At 62.4% G+C, this 17,104-nt stretch carries 15 protein-coding genes and 1 pseudogene; 10 read left to right on the forward strand and 6 right to left on the reverse strand.

Annotated elements, in window-relative coordinates; translation table 11 throughout:
• Positions 1-269: 269 nt before the first annotated feature.
• The 4 genes and pseudogenes from I6A82_RS14565 to I6A82_RS09490 form a co-directional block, all read left to right on the forward strand.
• Positions 270-503: pseudogene (locus I6A82_RS14565) on the forward strand (DUF2312 domain-containing protein); the annotation flags it as partial.
• Entirely contained in the window at positions 503-1,111 is a 609-nt protein-coding gene (locus tag I6A82_RS09480; RefSeq protein WP_198094670.1) for an MT-A70 family methyltransferase, read from the forward strand. The pseudogene I6A82_RS14565 and the gene I6A82_RS09480, both read left to right, overlap by 1 nt.
• Positions 1,112-1,146: 35 nt before the next feature.
• Complete coding sequence (locus tag I6A82_RS14650) at positions 1,147-1,356, forward strand: helix-turn-helix transcriptional regulator (RefSeq protein WP_198095573.1); 210 nt, start codon at positions 1,147-1,149, stop codon at positions 1,354-1,356.
• A 43-nt stretch (positions 1,357-1,399) separates the two neighbouring features.
• Complete coding sequence (locus I6A82_RS09490; RefSeq protein ID WP_198094671.1) at positions 1,400-1,996, forward strand: hypothetical protein; 597 nt, start codon at positions 1,400-1,402, stop codon at positions 1,994-1,996.
• A gap of 18 nt (positions 1,997-2,014) precedes the next feature.
• On the opposite strand, the gene I6A82_RS09495 is transcribed toward I6A82_RS09490, so the two are convergent.
• Positions 2,015-2,785, reverse strand: a complete 771-nt coding sequence (locus tag I6A82_RS09495; protein WP_198094672.1) for an NAD kinase — start codon at positions 2,783-2,785, stop codon at positions 2,015-2,017.
• Positions 2,786-2,914: 129 nt separating this feature from the next.
• Between I6A82_RS09495 and I6A82_RS09500 the strand changes: the two genes are divergently transcribed.
• A complete protein-coding gene (locus tag I6A82_RS09500) occupies positions 2,915-4,213 on the forward strand; it encodes a putative bifunctional diguanylate cyclase/phosphodiesterase (RefSeq protein ID WP_198094673.1) in 1,299 nt (432 codons plus the stop codon).
• A gap of 114 nt (positions 4,214-4,327) precedes the next feature.
• Here the strand turns inward: I6A82_RS09500 and mfd are convergent, their stop codons facing one another.
• Together mfd and I6A82_RS09510 are read right to left on the reverse strand one after the other, a co-directional pair.
• Entirely contained in the window at positions 4,328-7,801 is a 3,474-nt protein-coding gene (gene mfd, locus I6A82_RS09505; protein ID WP_198094674.1) for a transcription-repair coupling factor, read from the reverse strand.
• A gap of 128 nt (positions 7,802-7,929) precedes the next feature.
• Positions 7,930-8,202 (reverse strand): FAD assembly factor SdhE, encoded by a 273-nt coding sequence (locus tag I6A82_RS09510; RefSeq protein WP_198094675.1) that lies wholly within the window; start codon positions 8,200-8,202, stop codon positions 7,930-7,932.
• An 80-nt stretch (positions 8,203-8,282) separates the two neighbouring features.
• On the opposite strand from I6A82_RS09510, the gene recG reads away from it, so the two are divergent.
• Entirely contained in the window at positions 8,283-10,334 is a 2,052-nt protein-coding gene (recG, locus tag I6A82_RS09515) for an ATP-dependent DNA helicase RecG (protein ID WP_198094676.1), read from the forward strand.
• A gap of 19 nt (positions 10,335-10,353) precedes the next feature.
• On the opposite strand, the gene I6A82_RS09520 is transcribed toward recG, so the two are convergent.
• Both I6A82_RS09520 and tyrS read right to left on the reverse strand, forming a co-directional pair.
• Positions 10,354-10,671 (reverse strand): PilZ domain-containing protein, encoded by a 318-nt coding sequence (locus I6A82_RS09520; protein WP_187336075.1) that lies wholly within the window; start codon positions 10,669-10,671, stop codon positions 10,354-10,356.
• A gap of 117 nt (positions 10,672-10,788) precedes the next feature.
• A complete protein-coding gene (gene tyrS, locus I6A82_RS09525; RefSeq protein WP_198094677.1) occupies positions 10,789-12,012 on the reverse strand; it encodes a tyrosine--tRNA ligase in 1,224 nt (407 codons plus the stop codon).
• A 74-nt stretch (positions 12,013-12,086) separates the two neighbouring features.
• Here tyrS and I6A82_RS09530 point away from each other — a divergent pair, with 74 nt between their 5' ends.
• The 3 genes from I6A82_RS09530 to I6A82_RS09540 all read left to right on the forward strand — a co-directional run bounded on the left by I6A82_RS09530 (position 12,087) and on the right by I6A82_RS09540 (position 14,308).
• On the forward strand, positions 12,087-12,707 hold the full coding sequence (locus I6A82_RS09530; protein WP_198094678.1) for a DOMON-like domain-containing protein: 621 nt from the start codon (positions 12,087-12,089) through the stop codon (positions 12,705-12,707).
• A 69-nt stretch (positions 12,708-12,776) separates the two neighbouring features.
• Positions 12,777-13,982 (forward strand): exo-beta-N-acetylmuramidase NamZ family protein, encoded by a 1,206-nt coding sequence (locus tag I6A82_RS09535; RefSeq protein ID WP_198095574.1) that lies wholly within the window; start codon positions 12,777-12,779, stop codon positions 13,980-13,982.
• Positions 13,983-13,990: 8 nt separating this feature from the next.
• Complete coding sequence (locus tag I6A82_RS09540; RefSeq protein ID WP_198094679.1) at positions 13,991-14,308, forward strand: alkylphosphonate utilization protein; 318 nt, start codon at positions 13,991-13,993, stop codon at positions 14,306-14,308.
• A 65-nt stretch (positions 14,309-14,373) separates the two neighbouring features.
• Here I6A82_RS09540 and I6A82_RS09545 read toward each other — a convergent pair whose 3' ends face one another.
• Complete coding sequence (locus I6A82_RS09545; RefSeq protein ID WP_198094680.1) at positions 14,374-15,558, reverse strand: vWA domain-containing protein; 1,185 nt, start codon at positions 15,556-15,558, stop codon at positions 14,374-14,376.
• 84 nt (positions 15,559-15,642) lie between these two features.
• On the opposite strand from I6A82_RS09545, the gene I6A82_RS09550 reads away from it, so the two are divergent.
• Positions 15,643-17,094, forward strand: a complete 1,452-nt coding sequence (locus I6A82_RS09550; RefSeq protein ID WP_332310956.1) for a methyl-accepting chemotaxis protein — start codon at positions 15,643-15,645, stop codon at positions 17,092-17,094.
• Positions 17,095-17,104 lie beyond the last annotated feature (10 nt).

Here is a 17,104-nt window from a genome sequence, read left to right on the forward strand (position 1 = left end):
GTCGCGCTCTGCTCGGTCTCTTCGGAATCGGAGTTTGAAGGAATGCTTTACTTTCATCCCCATCACTGCCGCTGCCCCCGATGCCGCCCCCACGGCCCGGGCGCCCGCCGCCCACTCCGCGGCTTCGCCATCGTGCTGGCCCTGCTCGTCCTGACCGGCCTTTGCGCCGAGGCCTACGCGCTGCTCACCGGAGGCAGACCATGAGCGGCCCCGGTCACAATAGCGGCGACCGCGCTCAAGCAGTCGAAGACGATAGCGCGGAAGAGAACGCCACCACCACCGACCAACAGCTCCGCCTCTTCATCGAGCGCGTCGAACTCTTGGAGGAAGAAAAGAAGGGCACCGGCGACGATATCCGCGATGTCTACTCGGAGGCGAAGAGCCAAGGTTACGACGTCAAGATCATGCGCCAGATCGTGCGCCTCCGGAAACTGAAGCCGGAAGAGCGCAAGGAAATGGAGCTACTCATCGAAACCTATAAAGCCGCGCTGGGGATCGGCTGATGACGGCGTTCGATAGGTTCGAAGACATCACCCCGGTGAGCTACGGCATGATCCTAGCCGATCCGCCTTGGTCGTTCGCCTTGCGCAGTGCGCGAGGGGAAGCGAAGTCACCCGCGGCACACTACGGCACCATGTCGTTCGAAGATCTGCAGGCGCTGGATGTCGCCCGACTGGGGCAGGGCGATTGCCTGCTCTTCATGTGGGCATGTTGGCCGTCGCTTCCGCAGGCGCTCGAAACGATGAAGGCGTGGGGCTTCCGCTATGTGACCGGCGGCAGCTGGCACAAGCTGACGCGCCACGGAAAGTCCGCCTTCGGCACAGGCTATGTCATGCGCTCGGCAACCGAACCGTTCCTGATCGGCACGCTCGGCTCGCCTACCACGGCGCGGGATGTCCGCAACGTGATCGTCTCGGCAATCGACGGCGCCGGCATCGACGCCGAACGCCGCGAACACAGCCGCAAGCCGGATAGCCAGTACGAGATCTGCGAGCGCCTGGTTCCCACCGCCGCCCGCCGCCTCGAACTCTTCGCCCGCACCCGCCGCAAAGGCTGGGACTGCTGGGGCGATGAAACCGAAAAATTCAGATCTGAGCAGGTGACAGCATGAGTGCTTTATCAAGCGAACAGCCCATTTCCCAGCAAATGGTCCAGCGCCAATTCTTGCAGCGCGTCGCTGACGATCCCCTGCTGACCCGTCTGCAGGTCGAGGCTGAGACTGGCCTGAGCAAGACGACGCTATATCGAAAGATGGAAGAGGGCTCCTTCCCCCGTCCGCGGAGAATCGGACCAAACTCAGTCCGATGGCCTCTCTCCACCATACGCGATTGGAAAGCTGACCAGCCCCAAACCTAAGTCTCCCCCAACCCCGCCAAGCAACGCTTCGGCGGGGTCATAAATGGGGGCATCGAACCAAGGCAAATCACAAAAACCAACGCAAAAAGGGGCGTTAGAAGATATGTTCGACAGCAACTCGGGGAGCCACTTTTCAGCACTGATATCAGTGCATGCCGTCCCAGAACGGTGCTTTCGCTCAAACCTGACCAATTCGGCTCGGCCATCCTTGACCTGCCGTCTGCCCTTGCCAATAGTGGCTTGTGGTGACAGGCCTGCTGGGAGGGGAAGTGCCATGAAAGTCAAACGTTTGGAGGAAGGCGAGCGGGCGCTGGAGGCCGAGGCTCGTATTCGGTTGATCCCTATCGGACCAAACCGGTTTGGATGGAACTGTGAACTGATTCACGGCCTCCTTTCCGTTTGCGCGCGGCATCGCGGCGAATATGTGAACGACGTTACGGCGGAAGCCGCAGCCTTGCGCTGGGCTGAAGGGCAAGGCGCCTTGTCGGCCATCGTCGAGATTGCTGACTCGCCGCGAAACTATCCTGCCGCGCGCGATGGCATGGCTATCGATGCCAAGGACAAGGGGCGTGACGGATTTGACGGCCTTGCCCCACCGACTATTCAGCTTGACGGAAAGGGCGACCGCCGCGGGCTTTAACAGGGTGTACGCCGCCGTTCAGGTGGCGAACTGTTCCATCGCGATCCGCTCATCAAGCGCATGTTCCGGATCGAACAGTAGCGTAAGCTGCCGGCTGCGATCGATTTCGATATCCACGCGGGTAATATCCCGCACTTCACGTTGATCCGCAACGGCGGATACCGGGCGCTTGTCGGCATTCAGGATACGGAAACTGATGCGGCTGCGGTCCGGCAGGATGGCCCCTTTCCATCGGCGCGGACGGAACGGGCTGATCGGCGTCAGGGCCAGCATGGCGGAGCCTAGCGGCAGGATCGGGCCGTTCGCCGACATATTATAGGCGGTCGATCCCGCCGGCGTCGCAACCAGCACACCATCACACACCATCTCGTCAATCGTCACGCGGTCATCGATGCGCACTTCGATCTTGGCAGTCTGGCGCGTCTCGCGAAGCAGCGACACTTCGTTGATGGCGGGCAGAATACGGGTTTCGCCGCTGGCACTCGTCACGCTCATCCGTAGTGGCGCGACGGAGAAGCTTTTTGCTTTCGCCAGTCGGTCGGACAGGTCATCCGAGCGCCAGCTGTTGAGCAGGAAACCCACTGTGCCGCGGTTCATGCCGAACACCGGTTTCAGGCGGCCATTTTCGAGCATCTGGTGCAGCACCTGCAGCATATAGCCGTCTCCGCCCAGCACCACGACGCGCGCGGCATCTTCCAGGTCCACGAATTCGTAGCGGCCGAGCAGTTCTTCGCGCGCCTCGCGGGCCATCCGGGTGGGGCTGGCGAGCAGCGCGGTGCCTTCGATCATGCCGATGCCTCAAGAAAAACGTTCATTGCAGCGCCAGACCCTCAAGGTCGAGATGACAGGAATTTAACGGTCCCGCGCTTAGGGAACCGTGCTAGGGGGCGCGATGGTGCGGGGCAAGGGTTGAACGCGATGAACGACAGGCGCGAACATAAGGCAGCGCGCGACGATGAGCGGGACTGGATCACCGGTCTGGCGACCGGCAAGGCCGCGCGCTTGCGGCTGGAGGATGCCGTTCTGCCGGGCGCGATGCTGCTGATCGGACTGGCCGGCTTTCGCAACGTCAACGTCTCCCATGGCCGGGACGGCGGCGACCGCGCATTGGCTGACGTAGGCGAGCGTATTCGCCGCTTCCTCCGCGTGATCGAGGGGCGCCCGCCCTTTGCCGCGCGCACCGGCGGCGCGGAGTTTCTCATCGCGCTGGATGCCGCCGCGTCCGCGCCGCTTGTCGCCCGCCAGCTGGTGGCCGAGCTCCACCGCCCCGTCGAAATCGAAGGCAGTGCGATCCACTTGAGCCCCCGCATCGGCATTGCGGAGAAGCATGACGCGGAAGATGGCGCTGCCTATATGCGACGTGCCCGCATGGCGCTGGAAGAAGCGATGCGGGCCGATACCCGCACCATCGTCCAATCCGAGGCAGGGCGCCTTGATGAAGCGCTGATGGACGAGACGCTGGGCCGCCACATGCGCCATGCACTGGACCGGGGCGAGATCGCTATCCTGTTTCAGCCGCAATTCGCGCTGCACGACGGGCGCATGACAGGTGCGGAGGCCTTGGCGCGCTGGCAGCATCCGGAGTTCGGCACGCTTGGGGGTGAAGCGCTGTTCGCCGCCGCCGCCCGCAGCGATTTCGTTCTGGCGCTGTCGCGGCACATCCAGGAGCGAGCAATCGATCTGGCGGCAAGCTGGGGCGGGGCGCTTCAGGACCTGCGGTTGTCGATCAATGTCACCGCGCAGGATCTGGCAAGTCCGGACATGGCGGATCGGCTGCTGGGATATCTGGCAGACCATGGTTTTCGCAAGGACTGCCTGACCGTCGAGATTACCGAAAGTGCACTGATCGACGATCTGGAAGCGGCAGGGCAGCAGTTCGGACGTCTGCGTGCCGAGGGGCTGCGGATCGCGCTTGACGATTTCGGCACCGGGTACAGCTCGCTCGCCTATCTCAGCGCGCTTCCGCTCGATTATCTGAAGCTCGACAAACGCATGACAGGGGAGCTTCAGGGCTCTGAGCGGGACAGGATCGTTGTGCGCGCCATCATTGCGATGGCAAAGGCGCTCGGGCTCGAAGTGATCGCGGAAGGGATCGAGAGCGAAGGCCAGCGCGATCTGATCGCTGACGAAGGATGCGATTACTGGCAAGGCTTCCTCCGCGCAGGCGCTCTGGAGCCTGACGCCTTTCGCGAATTTGCGCTGGCCGCGAACCGCTAACGGCTCGCTAAGCCTTCGCTAGGCGTTGAGCCGATCGGCCTTCGCTCTCAGCACTGCCTAGCGCGGAGAAAAGCGCCCGACGCGATCAGCCCGAACAGCTCTGGCTGCGACGGATCAGCCTTTGCCTTGCGCCATTTTGGCAAGGCCGCGTGACAGCTGCAGCGCGCCGTGGAGGCGGCTCTTGGGATCGCGCCATACGCGGTTGATGACGAGCTTGCTGTCGGGCCGCAGCTTCGCCACCTCGCCCAGCCGCTCCACATAGCGCATCAGCGCCGGCACGTCCGGCGGGTTGTCGTTGTGGAAGCTGACCAGCGCGCCGCGCGGACCGATTTCGATCTTCGCGACCTGGGCCGTCAGCGCATTCAGCTTCACCCGCATCAGTGTGAGCAGGTTCTCCGTTGCATCTGGGAGATCGCCGAAGCGGTCGATCAGTTCGGCGGCGAAGCCTTCGATGGCGTCCACCTGATCGATCTCGTTGATCCGGCGATAGAGGCCCATGCGTAAGGAAAGGTCCGGCACGTAGAAATCTGGAATGGAGATTGGCGCATCGACGGTGATCTGCGGGCTGAACTTCTCGGACGGAGCATCCATACCCATGTCGCCGGCCTTTGCGGCGATGATCGCCTCCTCGAGCATCGACTGGTAGAGCTCGAAGCCAACTTCCTTGATGTGGCCGGACTGCTCATCGCCAACGAGATTGCCCGCGCCGCGAATGTCGAGATCGTGGCTGGCGAGCTGGAAGCCCGCACCCAGGCTATCGAGGTCTGACAGGACCTTGAGGCGCTTTTCCGCCGTCTCGGTCAGCACCCGGCCTTCAGGCGTGGTGAGATAGGCATAAGCGCGCGTTTTGGAACGACCGACGCGGCCGCGAAGCTGATAGAGCTGGGCAAGGCCGAAGCGGTCCGCCCGGTGGACGATGAGCGTGTTGGCGCTGGGGATATCAAGCCCGCTCTCGACGATCGTGGTGGACAGCAGCACGTCGTAACGCTTGTCGTAGAAGGCGGTCATCCGCTCCTCGACATCGCCAGCGGACATCTGCCCATGCGCGACGACGGCCTTCACCTCGGGCACCTCCTCGCGCAAAAATTCCTCGATATCTGTGAGGTCCGCGATGCGCGGGACAACGAAGAAGCTCTGGCCGCCGCGATAATGTTCGCGCAGCAGAGCCTCGCGCATCACCACCGGGTCCCAAGGCATCACATAGGTGCGCACTGCCAGACGATCGACCGGCGGGGTCTGGATCACCGACAGTTCGCGCAGGCCTGACATCGCCATCTGCAGCGTGCGCGGGATCGGCGTCGCGGTGAGCGTCAGCATATGGACGTCGGTTTTCAGAGCCTTCAGCCGCTCCTTGTGGGTCACGCCGAAACGCTGTTCTTCATCGACGATAACGAGACCGAGACGCTTGAAATCCACCGACTTGGCAAGGATCGCATGGGTGCCGATGACGACGTCGATCGTGCCGTCTTTCAGCCCTTCGCGTGTTTTCGTGGCCTCGGCCGATGGTACAAGGCGCGAGAGGCGGCCGACTTCCAGCGGGAAACCGCGGAAACGTTCGACGAAATTGGTGTAGTGCTGGCGTGCGAGCAGCGTGGTCGGTGCCACGACGGCCACCTGCATCCCGCTCATCGCCGCGACGAAGGCGGCGCGCATCGCCACCTCGGTCTTGCCGAAGCCGACATCGCCGCAGACGAGGCGATCCATCGGCTTACCTGCCTGAAGATCTTCGATAACCTCGCCGATCACGCGGTCCTGATCTTCGGTTTCCTCATAAGGAAAACGATCGACGAAGCTGGCGTAGCTGCTGTCTTCCACCTCGGCGACTTCGCCGGGCTTCAGAGCGCGGGCTGCAGCGGTTTTCATAAGCTCACCCGCAATCTCGCGGATGCGCTCCTTCATCCGCGCCTTGCGCCGCTGCCACGCCTCGCCGCCCAGCTTGTCGAGCGAGGCACCTTCATGATCGGCGCCGTAGCGCGCAAGTACGTCGATATTCTCGACCGGCACGAACAGCTTGTCGCCGCCCGAATAGGCCAGCGAAACGCAGTCATGCGCGCTCTTGCCGACCTCGATCTGGGTCAGTCCCTCATAGCGCCCGATACCATGATCGGCGTGAACGATGAGGTCACCCACCGCCAGCGCCTGGATTTCGGCAAGGAAAGCATCCGCGCTCTTGCGCTTCTTGCGCCGCCGGACCAGCCGGTCGCCGAGCATGTCCTGTTCGGTAATGACCGCGATGTCAGGGCCCGTGAACCCGCTGTCGAGCGGCAGGATGGTGAGCGCGGCGCTGCCATCTGCTGCCGCTCCCTGTGCCTCCTGCCAGTTTTTGGCGGCCTTGGACTTCTTGAGGCCGTGGTCCTTCATCAGACCGGTGAGCCGCTCCCGCGCGCCGCGCGAATAGCTGGCCAGAATCACGCGCTTGCCGTCCTTCCGCAGCGCATCGATATGCTTCACCGCCGCTTCGTAGACATTGGCGTTCTGGGCACGCTCGGGCGCAAAATCGCGCGATCCGGCGACGCCGAAGTCAAGCACGCGGTCGCTCTCCGGCTCGGCAAATCCACTGAGTTGGTGGACGGGCCGCTCTTCTTGTTCCTGCGTCCATTGATCGGGCGTCAGATAGAGCGCATCGGCGGGCAAGGGACGATAGCTGCCCGGCTCGCTCGATTGTGCGCGCTGCCGGTTCTGCTGGTAATCCTGAATTGCATCGAAGCGCTGCTGCGCCGCGGCGGGCGCACCGGCATCGGCAACGATCAGATCCTGCGGCTGAAGATGGTCGAAAAGCGGGACAAGCCGTTCTTCCAGCATCGGCAGCCAATGATCCATGCCGGCCAAGCGGCGGCCCTCGCTGATCGCTTGATAAAGCGGATCGCCGGTCGCGGTGGCCCCAAAACGCTCGCGATAACGGCTACGAAAGCGCTTGATCGATCCCTCGTCCAAGAGAGCCTCAGCGGCGGGGAGCAGGTCGAAGTGATCCACCCGTCCTACCGAGCGCTGGTCCGCCGGATCGAACTCGCGAACCGATTCGATCTCGTCCCCGAAAAAATCGAGCCGCAGCGCGAGCTCGCGGCCCGCCGGGAACAGATCCACGATCGATCCGCGCACCGCATATTCGCCCGCATCGGCCACGGTTTCCGTGCGCTCATATCCGTTGGCTGTAAGCAGTTCGGACAGCTTCTCGCGCTCGATGACCGCGCCAGGCTGCAATCTTGCGCCCAGTTCGCGCAGGCGGAAGGGTGTCAGCGTGCGCTGCGTGACGGCATTGACCGTGGTCACCAGAAGCTGCGCCGATTTGGGCTTGGCCTGTAGGGCAGCCAGCGTCGCCATGCGGCGCGAGGTTACGGGAAGCGAGGGTGATGCGCGGTCATAGGGAAGGCAATCCCACGCCGGAAATTCCAGCACCTCCAGCTCGGGCGCGAAATATTGCGCGGCCTCGGCCACCGCGCGCATTTCCGTTTCTTCCGGCGCGATGTAGACCGCGCGGCCCTTCGCAGCGCGCGCCAGATCGGCCAGCAGCCACGGCAGAAAGCCGACTGGAACCGAACTGAGCGTGAGCGGGCGCTTAGCCTGCGTTATCCTGGAAAGATCGGGCATCAGACTGTTCGAAAAACTCCGTTCGCCCCGAGCTTGTCGAAGGGCCGGTCTTCTTAGGGGGCGTTGCGGATAGGGGCAGTGCTTCGACAGGCTCAGCACAAACGGTGGAAGAGAAGGTAACGGACCGATCAGCGCGGGATGTCGATGAAGTCGAGCTTCCGGAACTTGTCCATCAGCGGGCCATCGAACGCGCTGGGCACGGCCTGCGTTCCGATGCCCCAGGCCATGATATCGACATCCTGTTCTTCCAGCAGCCGTTCGAACCACTCGAAGTCGGCTTCGGAGAAGCTTTCATGATGGCGATCGAAAAAGCCGCCGATCATATAATCAGCCTCGCGCGTGCCGCGGTGCCAGGCGCGGAATTTCGTGCGGCGGACGCGGGCGTCGCGGTCGAGAGGCATGGCTTGGTTTCCTGCTGGCGGATGAGACGCGGACCGGGTCTACTCAGCCCGGACATGTTCGGTTAGGAGGCCAGATAATCATGCGGCCCGATATTCTCAATCCACTGTTCGCCGAATTGACCAGCCTGAAGGGCATCGGTGCCGCGCTGGCAAAGCCGCTCGCGCGCCTGAAGCTGGAGCGGGTGAAGGACCTGCTGTTTCATTTTCCAAGCTATTTCGTGCATCGGCGCGCGATCGAAGGATTGGACGACGCGCAGATCGGCGAGACCGTCATCGTCACCATCGACGTGCTCGACCACCGCAGCGGTGGCAGCGCGCGCAGCCCCTTGCGCATTCACGCGGCGGACACGCGCGGGGACGTCATCAGCCTGGTCTTTTTCGGTCGCAATTCGGGTTGGGCGAAAAAACAGCTTCCGGTCGGCGAGACGCGGCGGATCACCGGCAAGCTGGAAGCCTATGGCCAGGAACGCCAGATCATTCATCCGGAGGTTCTGGAAGAGGGTGGGGCGGTGCCGCTGGTGGAGCCGGTCTATCCGCTGGCCGATGGCATATCGAACCGGCGCATGGGCGATCTGGTGGCAAATGCGATGCAGCGCGCCCCCCAGGTGCCCGAATGGATTGAGCCCAGCCTGAAAGCAAAGTTCGATTGGCCGGACTGGCGCCTTGCGCTGACAGCCGCTCATGGCCCGGATGGCGAGGCTGGCAGACAGCGGCTCGCCTATGACGAGCTGTTTGCCAATCAGCTGGCCTATCTGTTGGTCCGTGCAGCCAGCGACCGGCGGAAGACCTATCCCATCCGGGGCGACGGGCGCCTGGTCGATGCGCTGAAAATGCCGTTTGCGTTGACCGGTGCGCAGGCGCGCTCGGTGCGGGAGATCGAGGGCGATCTGGCGCAGGAACGCCCGATGCTGCGGCTGCTGCAGGGAGATGTCGGCTCGGGCAAGACGGCGGTGGCGCTGATCGCGATGCTCCGCGCGGTTGAGGCGGGGCGACAGGCCGCGCTGCTCGCGCCGACGGAAATTCTTGCGCGTCAGCATCTGGAAAGCCTGCGGGAGCTGGCAGGATCGCTGCCGGTACAGATCGAAATTCTGACCGGTCGCGATAAAGGGCGCGTGCGCGAATCCACTCTGATGGCGCTTGCCGACGGATCGATCGATATCCTGGTCGGCACGCATGCAATCTTTCAGGAGGCGGTGCGCTACAAGGCGCTCGGCCTCATCGTGATCGACGAGCAGCACCGCTTCGGCGTGTCGCAGCGATTACTGCTGGCGCAGAAGGCCGAGCGGCCGCCGCATTTGCTGGCGATGACGGCTACGCCGATTCCCCGCACCCTCACGCTCGCGCTTTATGGTGAGATGGAGGTGTCGCTGCTCGACGAACTGCCGCCGGGGCGGACTCCCGTTGAGACGGTGGTGGTTTCGGACGAGCGCCTGCCGCAGGTGGTGGACGGTATCGGTCGTCATATCCAAAGCGGCGGTCAGGCCTATTGGGTCTGCCCGCTGGTCGAGGAGAGCGATGCAAGCGATCTCGCAGCGGCCGAGGAGCGGGCGGCTATGCTGCGGCTGCGCTTCGGCGATAAGGTCGGCCTAGTCCATGGGCGCATGAAAGGCCCGGAAAAAGACGCGGTGATGGAGCGCTTCGCCAGCGGCGTGCTCTCGCTGCTGGTGGCGACCACGGTGATCGAGGTGGGGGTTAACGTGCCCAACGCGTCGCTGATGATCGTTGAGGCCGCGGACCGCTTCGGCCTGGCGCAGCTCCATCAGCTACGCGGACGGGTCGGGAGGGGGAGCGCCAAATCCACCTGCCTGCTGCTGCGCACCGGGCAACTCAGCGAGACATCGCGCGCGCGGCTGGCACTGATGCGTGAGACCAATGACGGCTTTCGTATCGCGGAAGAGGATCTGAAGCTGCGCGGCGCAGGAGAACTGATGGGCACGCGCCAGTCCGGCGAGGAAGGCTTTTCCGTAGCGAGCGAGGAGCAGGTGCGCGAATTGATCGGCTACGCCCGCGATGATGCGCGCATGCTGATCGAACGCGACGGCGGACTGGAAGGCGCGCGGGGAGAAGCGGCGCGAATTGCTCTCTATCTGTTCGAGCGGGACAGCGCAGTCAGGACCCTGCGCTCAGGTTGATGATGGCCAGATGAACGCCTCAGCGGGGGTTCTGAAGGTCGTCCAGCATCGCGATGAAATCCGGCATGCGGATAATGCGCTCCAGCTGAAAACCCGCGCGCGTATCGACCGCCCAGACGCAATGCGCTTCGATGCGTCCAATGACCGGAAGCCGTACCGAAACCCTGTCGCCCCGGCTCAAATCCTCGGCATCGTCGATCATGAACCCGTTGGCCGAGATATTGCAGATATGCGAGAAATGCTCGCGCCCCGCGGTCCTCTCCATAATCGTCTTGAAATCCGCACGGTGGCGCGCGGCCTGTCGGAGATCGAAATTGTCGAGGGCGGCATTCGGCATGGATGGTGTCTTTCAGTCGAGGCGCTCATCGGAGCTTCGACTGTGTAACGGCCTGGTAAAGCCGCGTTTAAGCGTTTTAGCGAACAGAGTCTTACCGCCGCCGCCGTGCCGCCGCCGTCAGCCTTTCGTCACGAGTCCGTGCTTTTTCTTCCCCGCCGACAGCCGCCGAGGCTCATCACCAGGCTCGATCATGAGGTTCACATCATCGACCGGTTCGCCATCCAGTCGCGCGCCGCCGCCGTCGATCAGCCGCCGGGCTTCCTTCTTCGAGGCAACGAGACCGAGCTCCAGATAAGCGTGCAGAATGCTGATCGGATCGGTGATCGCGATGGTGGGGAGGTCTTCGCCAGCGCCGCCGCCTTCGAACGTCGCCTGCGCGGTGGCCGCCGCCGCCTCGGCAGCGTCTTGTCCATGTGCCATGGCGGTGGCCGCGTCGGCCAGGCGCTTCTTGGCCTCGTTCAGCTCTGCGCCCTCCAGCGCTTCCAGACGCGCAATCTCGTCCAGCGGAAGGTCCGTGAACAAACGCAGGAAGCGGCCGATATCGGCATCCTGCGTGTTGCGCCAGAACTGCCAGTAATCATAAGGGCTCAGCATGTCGGAGCGTAGCCAGACGGCGCCGCTCGCCGTCTTGCCCATCTTGCGGCCATCTGCGGTGGTGATGAGCGGCGTCGTCAGCCCGAACAGCTGCGTCCCATCGATCCGGCGCGTCAGCTCCATGCCGTTGACGATATTGCCCCACTGGTCCGATCCGCCCATTTGCAGGCGGCAGCCATGGCGGCGCGACAGCTCAAGGAAATCAAAGGCCTGGAGGATCATGTAGTTGAATTCGAGGAAGGTGAGCGGCTGTTCCCGGTCTAGCCGAAGCTTTACGCTATCGAAGGTGAGCATGCGGTTGACGGTGAAGTGCGGTCCGACATCGCGCAGCAATTCGATATAGCCGAGCTGACCCAGCCAATCGTCATTGTTGATCATCACGGCATCGGTGGGGCCGTCACCGAAAGTGAGGAAGCGTTCGAAAATCTGGCGGATCGAGGCGATGTTGGTCGAAATCTGATCATCCGAGAGCATTTGCCTGCTCTCGTCCTTGCCGGAGGGGTCGCCCACCTTGGTGGTCCCGCCGCCCATGATCACGATGGGCTTGTGTCCGGCTTGTTGAAGCTGGCGCAGCATCATGATGGAGACCAAGTGGCCGACATGGAGCGACGGACCGGTCGCATCGAAGCCGATATAGCCCGGCACAATCTCCTTGCTCGCCAGCGCGTCGAGCCCTTCGGCATCGGTCAGCTGGTGGATGTAGCCGCGCTCATCAAGCGTGCGAAGAAGATCGGACGAATAGTTCATGGGCGAACGGTTACATCGGCGGCGCGGTGGGGCCAAGAGGGATCGGGCCACGCTAAGGCAGGAAAAATCTTTGCATGGCGCGCTCACCGAACGGCTTCGACAGCCGGACGGGAAAGCTCTATGACGTGAGGATGACCCAATCCTTCACTCCGTCTGAGCCTCACGAGACCCTGGCGTTGTCGCCCCATCCCAATGGGCCTGTTCCGAACGACATCAGCCTGGACGTCGCGATCGAGCGCACAACCAGCGGCCTTAAGCTGCGCTATCATCTCGAGATCGCCGAGGAGCGGCTGGCGCTGCCGGACCCGGCCGAGGCGGCGCGCGCGGATGATCTCTGGCAGACCACCTGTTTCGAACTGTTCCTGCGCCGTCCGGGCGAGAGCGCCTATGAGGAGTTCAATTTCTCGCCGTCTTATCGCTGGGCGGCCTATCGCTTCATGGATGTGCGCGAGGCGATGACGCCGCTGGAATTACCGGCACCGCCCGTGATCGGCCTTGATGCTTCGGCGAGCCATTTTGCACTGGAGGCGGAACTGGTGCTTCCCTTTGAATGGCGGGTCAAGGCGCTCGAAGCGGCGGTTTCGGCGGTAATCGAGACGGTGGACGGCGATAAAAGCTACTGGGCGCTCGCCCATCCCGGGGCGCAGCCGGATTTCCATGATCCGGGCAGTTTCGTGCTCAAGCTGCCGGCCTGAGTCGCCGCCCTTGCAATCACTGGTCTGCGGCGGATCGCCGGAGCGATGGAGTATATTGGTTTGAGCGAGATCAAATTCGGCGTCGACCGCCTTCTGAGTGAACCCGAACTGCGCGCGCCGCTGAAAGGCAAACGCGTGGCGCTGGTGGCGCATCCGGCATCCGTGACCACGGACCTGACGCATTCGCTGGACGCGCTGGCGGGGTGTGAGGACATCAATCTGACCGCTGCCTTCGGCCCGCAACATGGGCTGAAGGGCGATAAGCAGGACAATATGGTCGAGACGCCGGACGAGACCGACCGCGTCCACGGCATCCCGGTATTCAGCCTCTACGGCGACGTTCGCCGCCCGACCGGCCAGTCAATGAGCACCTTCGATGTGGTCCTGATCGATCTTCAGGATCTCGGCTGCCGCATCTACACTTTCGTCACGACGCTGCTCTACATGATCGAAGCCTGCGCCGAGCATGGCAAGGAAATCTGGGTGCTGGACCGGCCCAATCCGGCGGGTCGCCCGGTCGAGGGGTTGACGCTGCGTCCCGGCTACGAAAGTTTCGTCGGCGCCGCGCCCATGCCGATGCGTCACGGATTGACGCTGGGTGAAATGGGGCGCTGGTTCATCGATCATTTCGGGATCGAGGTGGATTATCGCGTCGTCGAGATGCAGGGTTGGCAGCCGGATGACGCACCGGGTTTCGGCTGGCCGGAAAGCCGCATCTGGATCAACCCCAGCCCCAATGCGCCGAACCTGTCCATGGCCCGCAGCTACGCTGGAACGGTGATGCTGGAGGGCGCGACGCTGAGCGAGGGCAGGGGGACGACCCGCCCGCTCGAGATCTTCGGCGCACCGGATATCGATGCGCGCGCCGTGATCGATGTGATGCGCACGGCCGCATCGGAATGGCTGGAAGGCTGCGCACTGCGGGAAATCTGGTTCGAGCCGACGTTCCACAAGCATGCCGGACAACTGTGCCACGGGGTTCACATTCACCCGGAAGCGCGCTTCTACGATCATGCCGCGTTCCGGCCCTGGCGCCTCCAGGCCCTCGCCTTCAAGGCGATCCGGCGGCTCTACCCGGACTATCCGCTGTGGCGTGGTATGGACTTCAAATATGAATATACCGAGGGCCATCTCGCCATCGACATCATCAATGGCGGACCCGCTTTGCGCGAATGGGTCGACGACCCACAATCCACGCCGAGCGATCTTGACGCGCTGACACATGGCGATGAGGCGGCATGGTGCGCGGCTAGACACGACTTTCTTGTCTATTGAGGCGCTTAATGGCCGATGATGAATATGTTTATGACGAAGACAGCGGCGAGTGGATGCCGGCGTCTGAGTTCGCCGCGAAACAGGCCGCAAGCGCAGCGGAGGATACTACATCCGTGGAGGTGCGCGATGCCGTCGGCAATCTATTGAACGATGGCGATCAGGTGACGTTGATCAAGGACCTCGACGTCAAGGGTGCGGGCCAGACGCTGAAGCAGGGCACTGTGATTAAAAGCATCCGCCTGACCGGCGATGCACAGGAGATCGACTGCAAATATCCCGGCATCAAGGGCCTCGTCCTGCGTGCGGAGTTCGTTAGGAAACGCTAAGCCGAAGGCGCTATAAGGAAGTTTGTCGGAAGCGGCGGTCTGGGATATCGATCGCTGCGCTGAGACTATTGCCCCTGCTTGCGGCTCAGTTCGCGCATCGCATCGTCAAGACCATCCAGCGTCAACGGATACATGCGGCCGTCCACCAGATCGCGGATCATCTTCACGCTCTGCGAATAGCCCCATTGCCGCTCGGGTACCGGGTTGATCCAGGCGGTGGCGGGATAGGTATTGGTCAGGCGGTGCAGCCAGACGGCGCCGGCTTCCTCATTGAAATGCTCGACGCTGCCGCCTGGATGGCTGATCTCATAGGGACTCATCGACGCATCGCCGACGATGATCACCTTATAGTCATGGCCATATTTGTGCAGGATATCCCAGGTCGGTGTGCGTTCGGTGAAGCGGCGGCGGTTGTCCTTCCATACACCTTCGTAAAGGCAGTTGTGGAAGTAGAAGAACTCCAGATTCTTGAACTCGCTCGTCGCCGCGCTGAACAGCTCTTCGGTGAGCTTCACGAAGGGATCCATCGATCCGCCGACGTCCAGAAACAGCAGCAGCTTCACCGCATTATGCCGTTCGGGCCGCATGTGGATGTCGAGCCAGCCCTGCTTGGCGGTGCCGCGAATGGTCGCGTCGATATCCAGCTCTTCCGCCGCGCCTTCGCGCGCAAACCGACGCAGCCGGCGTAGCGCCACCTTGATGTTGCGGGTGCCCAGCTCCCGCGTGTTGTCGAGATTTTTGAACTCGCGCTTGTCCCAGACCTTCACCGCCTTTTTGTGACGTGACTCTCCGCCGATGCGCACGCCTTCCGGATTGTAGCCCGAGTTTCCATAAGGGCTGGTGCCGCCGGTGCCGATCCACTTGTTGCCGCCCTGGTGGCGCTCCTCCTGCTCCTCCAGGCGCTTCTTGAGCGTCTCCATCAGCTCGTCCCAGTCGCCGATCTTTTCGATCTCCGCCATTTCTTCCGGAGACAGATATTTTTCCGCGACAGCTTTCAACCAATCCAGCGGAATATCCTGCTGCTCGGTCCCATAGTTTGTCTCCAGACCCTTGAATACCTTGGAGAATACCTGATCGAAGCGATCCAGCTTGCCTTCGTCTTTCACCAGGGTGGCGCGTGCAAGATAATAGAACTCCTCGGGCCGTCGCTCGATCACCTCGCTCTCCAGCGCCTCAAGCAGCATCAGATGTTCTTTCAACGTCACCCCGATCCCGGCGGTGCGCAGTTCGTCCATGAAGGCGAAGAACATTGTTCGGAATTCCTATTCTGCGTTTACGCGGCGCTAACCATCTGGAGGCTAGCAGTCGTCGGGAGTACAAGGGGAACGTTACCAGTGAAGCATGAGATCATCCAGACCTCCGCTAGCGAAGCGCTTGCGCAGATTCCGGCAAGTTGCGGCGAGGTCACGGTTGGTTGCAGCGATGTCGCCGGTATCGTTCAAACCGTTATTGCATCATCGGAGCGGCTGCGGCGCGAGCATGGAGCGCTGATCGATACGGTCGGTGCGCTTGAGGCAGACCAGCGGCAGGTGGTCGATGCCAGCGACGAGGCACGGTTGCTTTCCGAGCGCGCGCGTGAGCGTCTTGCGGAAGGGGCACAGCTCATTCGCGGGTCACTCGAACATATCGAAGGGCTGTTGGAACTCGTTTCGGCGCTGGGTGATCACGTATCCGGCTTCGCCTCGGCCATGGATCAGGTCAAACGCAGCTCCCAGACGATCGATGAAATTGCGCGCACCACGAACATGTTGGCGCTGAATGCCGCCATCGAAGCGGAAAAAGCCGGTGAGGCAGGACGCACTTTTGCGGTCGTAGCCAGCGAAGTGAAGGAACTGGCCCGCGGAACTCGCGAGGCGACAGACGATATTTCGCACACGATCGAATCGCTCGGCAGCGAAGCAGAGCAGGTGATCGCCAAGATCGAGCGCGGAACGAAGTCGAGCGACACCGTTCAGAAATCGATCGGCCGTATCGAGGGAACGCTGTCGAGCGTTACCGATCTGGTGCTGGAAGTTGATCGGCAGAACGACGATATCGTGCAGGCGACAAGTACCATCAGCAGCCACGTCGAAAAACTTCGCAACGTACTGGGTGCCTTCGACACCGCGGTATCCGACAATAATGACAAGCTGGCGGACGCCTATGAACGCGTCGGACGGCTGGAGATGACTGCGAACGAGATGTTCGATAGCATCGTGAAAGCAGATCTGGCGCCCGAGGACAGTGAGCTTGTGACCCGAGCCTGGGATGTCGCGCAGAAGATCGCGGCGCTTACCGAAGAGGCCCTTGCGAACGGCAAACTGGCACGATCAGACCTGTTCGATACGGATTACAAACCGATCGTAAACAGCAAGCCACAGCGCTACCGGACGGGCTTGTGCGACTGGGCCGATATACACTGGCGGCCCATTCTCGACGATGTGTCAGCCTCGGATCCTAGGATTTTGGCTTGCGCCTGTACCGACCGCAATGGATATTTGCCGACGCATCTCAGCCGACATTCGCGCGCGCCCACGGGTGATCTCACCCATGACACCGAATATTGCCGTAACGGGCGCATCATTATGTATCCGATTGACCGAAAAGCCAAGGCGAGCACCGCGCCCTATATGATGGCGGTTTATCGGCAGGAGGGAGATGGCCGGGAATATCTGGTTGTGCGCAATGTGTACATGCCGCTCATCATCGATGGCACGCGCTGGGGAGACTTCGAAATCGGTTACAAAATCGACGCGCACCATTCTTCGCCCACGCTGATTGCCAGCGGATTGAGGCACGACGCCTGAACCGGTTGCG

Origin of the sequence: Novosphingopyxis sp. YJ-S2-01 (assembly GCF_016093175.1) — a bacterium.
Lineage (GTDB): Bacteria > Pseudomonadota > Alphaproteobacteria > Sphingomonadales > Sphingomonadaceae > Novosphingopyxis > Novosphingopyxis iocasae.

What these genes read in the sequence shown, in the direction of transcription:
- I6A82_RS09520 (WP_187336075.1), bottom strand. Translation starts at nt 10,671, where the DNA reads ATGCCGAATGCCGCCCTCGACAATTTCGATCTCCGACAGGCCGCGCGC.
- I6A82_RS14650 (WP_198095573.1), top strand. Translation starts at nt 1,147, where the DNA reads ATGGTCCAGCGCCAATTCTTGCAGCGCGTCGCTGACGATCCCCTGCTG.
- recG (WP_198094676.1), top strand. Translation starts at nt 8,283, where the DNA reads ATGCGGCCCGATATTCTCAATCCACTGTTCGCCGAATTGACCAGCCTG.
- I6A82_RS09500 (WP_198094673.1), top strand. Translation starts at nt 2,915, where the DNA reads ATGAACGACAGGCGCGAACATAAGGCAGCGCGCGACGATGAGCGGGAC.
- I6A82_RS09495 (WP_198094672.1), bottom strand. Translation starts at nt 2,785, where the DNA reads ATGATCGAAGGCACCGCGCTGCTCGCCAGCCCCACCCGGATGGCCCGC.
- mfd (WP_198094674.1), bottom strand. Translation starts at nt 7,801, where the DNA reads ATGCCCGATCTTTCCAGGATAACGCAGGCTAAGCGCCCGCTCACGCTC.
- tyrS (WP_198094677.1), bottom strand. Translation starts at nt 12,012, where the DNA reads ATGAACTATTCGTCCGATCTTCTTCGCACGCTTGATGAGCGCGGCTAC.
- I6A82_RS09530 (WP_198094678.1), top strand. Translation starts at nt 12,087, where the DNA reads ATGGCGCGCTCACCGAACGGCTTCGACAGCCGGACGGGAAAGCTCTAT.
- I6A82_RS09490 (WP_198094671.1), top strand. Translation starts at nt 1,400, where the DNA reads ATGGGGGCATCGAACCAAGGCAAATCACAAAAACCAACGCAAAAAGGG.
- I6A82_RS09480 (WP_198094670.1), top strand. Translation starts at nt 503, where the DNA reads ATGACGGCGTTCGATAGGTTCGAAGACATCACCCCGGTGAGCTACGGC.
- I6A82_RS09540 (WP_198094679.1), top strand. Translation starts at nt 13,991, where the DNA reads ATGGCCGATGATGAATATGTTTATGACGAAGACAGCGGCGAGTGGATG.
- I6A82_RS09545 (WP_198094680.1), bottom strand. Translation starts at nt 15,558, where the DNA reads ATGTTCTTCGCCTTCATGGACGAACTGCGCACCGCCGGGATCGGGGTG.
- I6A82_RS09510 (WP_198094675.1), bottom strand. Translation starts at nt 8,202, where the DNA reads ATGCCTCTCGACCGCGACGCCCGCGTCCGCCGCACGAAATTCCGCGCC.